This is a genomic window from Peribacillus sp. P4_C12 (genome assembly GCF_056402095.1).
In genome coordinates, this window is sequence record NZ_JBFUIB010000355.1 from 1 (window position 1) to 3,930 (window position 3,930).

3 protein-coding genes and 2 pseudogenes are annotated in these 3,930 nt (G+C 33.8%); 2 read left to right on the plus strand and 3 right to left on the minus strand.

What is annotated here, in order from left to right; all coding sequences use genetic code 11:
- Nucleotides 1-233: 233 nt before the first annotated feature.
- Nucleotides 234-608 carry a Na-translocating system protein MpsC family protein gene (locus AC1DUW_RS22775; RefSeq protein ID WP_053346149.1) on the plus strand — a complete coding sequence of 125 codons (375 nt, stop codon included), beginning with the start codon at nucleotides 234-236 and terminating at the stop codon, nucleotides 606-608.
- A gap of 709 nt (nucleotides 609-1,317) precedes the next feature.
- Here the strand turns inward: AC1DUW_RS22775 and AC1DUW_RS22780 are convergent.
- Nucleotides 1,318-1,458: pseudogene (locus tag AC1DUW_RS22780) on the minus strand (permease); the annotation flags it as partial.
- 473 nt (nucleotides 1,459-1,931) lie between these two features.
- Between AC1DUW_RS22780 and AC1DUW_RS22785 the strand changes: the two are divergent.
- Nucleotides 1,932-2,501, plus strand: a complete 570-nt coding sequence (locus tag AC1DUW_RS22785; RefSeq protein WP_477643530.1) for a peptidoglycan-binding domain-containing protein — start codon at nucleotides 1,932-1,934, stop codon at nucleotides 2,499-2,501.
- 122 nt (nucleotides 2,502-2,623) lie between these two features.
- Here the strand turns inward: AC1DUW_RS22785 and AC1DUW_RS22790 are convergent, their stop codons facing one another.
- Both AC1DUW_RS22790 and AC1DUW_RS22795 read right to left on the minus strand, forming a co-directional pair.
- Nucleotides 2,624-3,490, minus strand: a complete 867-nt coding sequence (locus tag AC1DUW_RS22790; protein ID WP_477643531.1) for a nitrilase-related carbon-nitrogen hydrolase — start codon at nucleotides 3,488-3,490, stop codon at nucleotides 2,624-2,626.
- A gap of 138 nt (nucleotides 3,491-3,628) precedes the next feature.
- A pseudogene (locus AC1DUW_RS22795) lies at nucleotides 3,629-3,930 on the minus strand (sodium:solute symporter family protein); the annotation flags it as partial.

Sequence of the window (3,930 nt, forward strand, 5' to 3'; positions counted from 1 at the left end):
GGATTATTCTACGCTCACCATTAAAGGTTTGTAAACCTCATTAAATCTCGAAAAAACTTCATATTCGTTCATATAAGTCCATTTCAATCAAATTTATCCATAAAAACCTTTATTTACTCTAAAATCCTATATATTACGGATTTTTCTAAAGTTTTACAAACTCATATTGACAAGAACTTAGATGGGGCATTATGATAAACCCCATAAAATTCCTGAGATAAAATGGAGGCAATATGTTAAATTCTAAAAAGAAACTTGAGGCTGAAATAAGTGAAGCATTTATTAAATTCCAGCGTGATCTTATTGGCAGAGGACCACAGGAAGCCAAAACATATATAATCAATGACATGTTAATTACTCGTTTTAAAGGTGTCCTGACAGTGGAAGAAAAGCACCTTGTCAGTCACAATTCCGGCAAAAAACTTGTAAAAAAAATGCGTTCGCTTCTTCGTGAAATGTACACCAAGGATTACGAAAAAATAGTTGAAGATCATACTGGATGCAAGGTTCTTTCCTCCCATAGTGATATTAGCACTAAAACAGGTGAAAGAATCGAAGTTTTTATTATGGATAAGGATTTAGAGAGGTACTTAGAAACTATCAAATAGGTAATAGTACTTGATTTGAAATTATGAAGATAAAAAGTATTGAAGTTTTTGAACGAACTTGTTTAGTATTAATACAAAATATATCCTTAAAGGCTCAAGATACGATTAGAATAAATCACTATATTAAGATTATTTTTATTTGAGAATTTGTCGGATGTTTATCCTATTCATCAATAACATCCTGTAACCGATATGGTCGAAAGCTGGATTATTTTATTGATCTTTTTTGATAAAAAACATCAGTAAGATGACTATGATTATTGTCATCTTAACCGATGTTTTTTCGTTTTCGTTAAATCTAAGACCGTAATTTGTACTTATTATGTTTCTGCATTTTAAATTCCAGCAATTTAATACTTTTTATAGGTGTAAGGATTGTCAGAATCTTCAATTGAATTACAATCTTGGGCTATGAGATACGAAATAGTTGCTTTGAATGGCTGGTAATAAATTGAGGATAATTTCCCACCTGAATCAGCGATACCGTATTACAGAAAGCAGTTTAGCACTCACTGCTTCTCCTTAAAATGTACTACCATCAACCTCAATGTCCATAAAGTTACCTGGGAAATTATATAGGGTATTTAATCCTTATAGGTAGTTTTTATCATTTAAAACAATACTCTTTTTTTGTGGAGAGTGCCTTAAATTCTTCCTCCCTTAACTCTTTATAATCTTCATCTCCGTAATAACTACTGTTTTAGGTTGTCTTCGGCACCACTTTCCCAACCATTTCTTCACTAACAAACATCTTTATTTTTCCAGCCACAAAAACATCGATTAACACAAACGGAAATGCTTATATTAAGATACTGATAAATATTGTATTCAATTGTAAAATGGTTGACATAGCAAGTATCCTCACCTTAACTTTGTTTATAAATTGAGGAATGTATTATTACGATATTATAAGTCTTATGACATTGACTATAAAAACTTAACAACATCAAATTACTATATCATTGTGAAAGCAGGTATATTAATTGCTGAGTAAGCCATTAATAAGCCACGTACTTCCATCATTTCAACTTCATTACGAGAGCTCAATTCGTACCGCGTGGGTATCATCTCACTGTTAGCAATCCATGTTTGGGTGATAATGTTACTATAAACAATTTTGGTTTTCCATACAGATCCAACACATTTTGTACAGTAGTAGTATCATTATGTCCAAGATTTAGAGAATACTTGCATTTGTCCTGAATTTTTTGCATCAGAACTCAATAGAGTATACAATTACATTATTTACAAAATATATTAAAAGGAAATAAGAGTTATACCTGTGTTATGTTTACCATTTTAATATTTAAGGAGGAAATGGGTATGAGCATGAAAAAATCCTTAATAGGAGTGTCTACAGCTGGATTCATAGCGCTTCAAATTTTACTCCCTACAATGACTGAAGCCTCAACGACCGTCAAATCCAATATCCTCACTCATTATGTAAATGCAAGTGATCCTTACCCGGGTCATGTCATAAAATACGGGGATCAAGGATCTGAAGTGAGGAAAGTACAGAACCAATTAAACAAGAATAACGTCCCAATCTCAGTGGATGGCATTTTTGGTTCGATAACGCTTAAGAAGGTCAAAGAATTTCAAATGCGAAGACATTTGAACACAGATGGGATAGTTGGACCGTCCACTTGGACTGCACTTTATCAAACCGAGTTTCCTTATCCAGGTCATGTTATTAAAATTGGAGATCGAGGTATGAATGTGACCAGAATTCAAGCGCGTCTTAATGACGCAGGGGGATCAATTAAAGTGGATGGTATTTTCGGACTAAAAACTCAAGTCAAAGTGAAGGAATTCCAGAAAAAATTCGGATTACAAGTAGACGGAATTGTTGGTCCAGAAACCTGGGACATTCTCTTTAATTATCAAGAATAGGCATAGTGAATAAATAAATCATCATGTGAATCAACTCGACAAATAGATAAGGCTGTCGAGGGTTTCTCGACTGCCTTACATTACCATAACAATAGAGTCTATTTAACAAAATATGTTGTACATTATTTCAGCAGCATATAAGGCTCATACTTTGTATAAACATCTTTACGGCGCTTTCTATCTTTAAATGTTGTTGCTGCACCACTTTTCCGATTCTCATAGAGTTCGTCAATATCCACTGTACCGGTAATTACTGTATGTTTATTACCTTCTGCTTCAGCTACTACCCCATTGGCTAGCCAAGCATTGTCACAAGGACTTAATATGCTTGCACGCCCATATCCATTAGGTAGAGGGTCTCCTGGTTCACCAACAGTAGGACAATGAACAAAGTATACTTGGTTTTCAATCGCACGTGCATGAGCACAATGGYGTACTCTCCAAAAACCAGCCTCAGTAAAAGTGTATGATGGACAGAAAATAATGTATGCTCCGCTTACACTTAGGATTCTTGATATTTCTGGTATCTCAGCTTCATAACACACGGCTATGCCAATCTTAACAGGACCTATAGAATACACTTCAAGTGTATTCCCTTCAGAGGTTTGCCAATTTGCTTCAGCAGGAAAGATATGAGTTTTTTTATGTTCAACATAAGATCCATCTTTATCAAAAATGTATGCAATATTAAAGTACTCATCTTCACGACACTCAAGATGTGAGCCTGCAATGATAACCTGCTTTCTTTTTCTTGAAATCGAACTAAAAAGTTCTTTATATTGAGTGGTATATTCGTCGATCTTGATTAATGACGAAGCATTCTGATCCGGAAAAGTCGCTAATAACCCGATAGTTAACAGTTCAGGAAAAATAATATAATCTGAGTTTTCGGGAACATGATTGATTAAGTCTTCTACTTGTTTCTGGAATTCATTAAACGATGCTACTTTTTCTACACGAAATTGACACGCAGTTATTTGGACTTTCACAGAACCCCTCCCAATTTATTTCTTTTTGTAGCAATGAAATAATAATTAATTTCATTTATACGCCCAAAGCCCTCCTTGGTCTAGTTAGCCCTTTCAACGAATAGTGAATGACATGACAACTACAAACTAGAGTAGGAATCAGGAAATATTACTTTTATTCATATTATTCATTTGCTTACCATGAATAGTGATATTTTTAGTTAGTCCACTTACAATAAACGTTACTATTATATTTATTAACAACGCTATAACACCTGTACTGATGTCATTAATTACGTGTGGTATATTCGGATGAAATGTAGCTATTTTCACACCTGAAATTGTCGCATATAAAACAATAAGCACTCCAGCAAATATCCCAGCTATTGCTCCATATTTATTAATTATATTGCTTTTTGGTAAACTGCAAATTAATGCAGGTGCTAATTGAGTAATTAAAC

Excerpts from the sequence above, each read along its gene's own strand:
- AC1DUW_RS22785 (WP_477643530.1), top strand. The coding sequence starts at position 1,932 with ATGAGCATGAAAAAATCCTTAATAGGAGTGTCTACAGCTGGATTCATA.
- AC1DUW_RS22775 (WP_053346149.1), top strand. The coding sequence starts at position 234 with ATGTTAAATTCTAAAAAGAAACTTGAGGCTGAAATAAGTGAAGCATTT.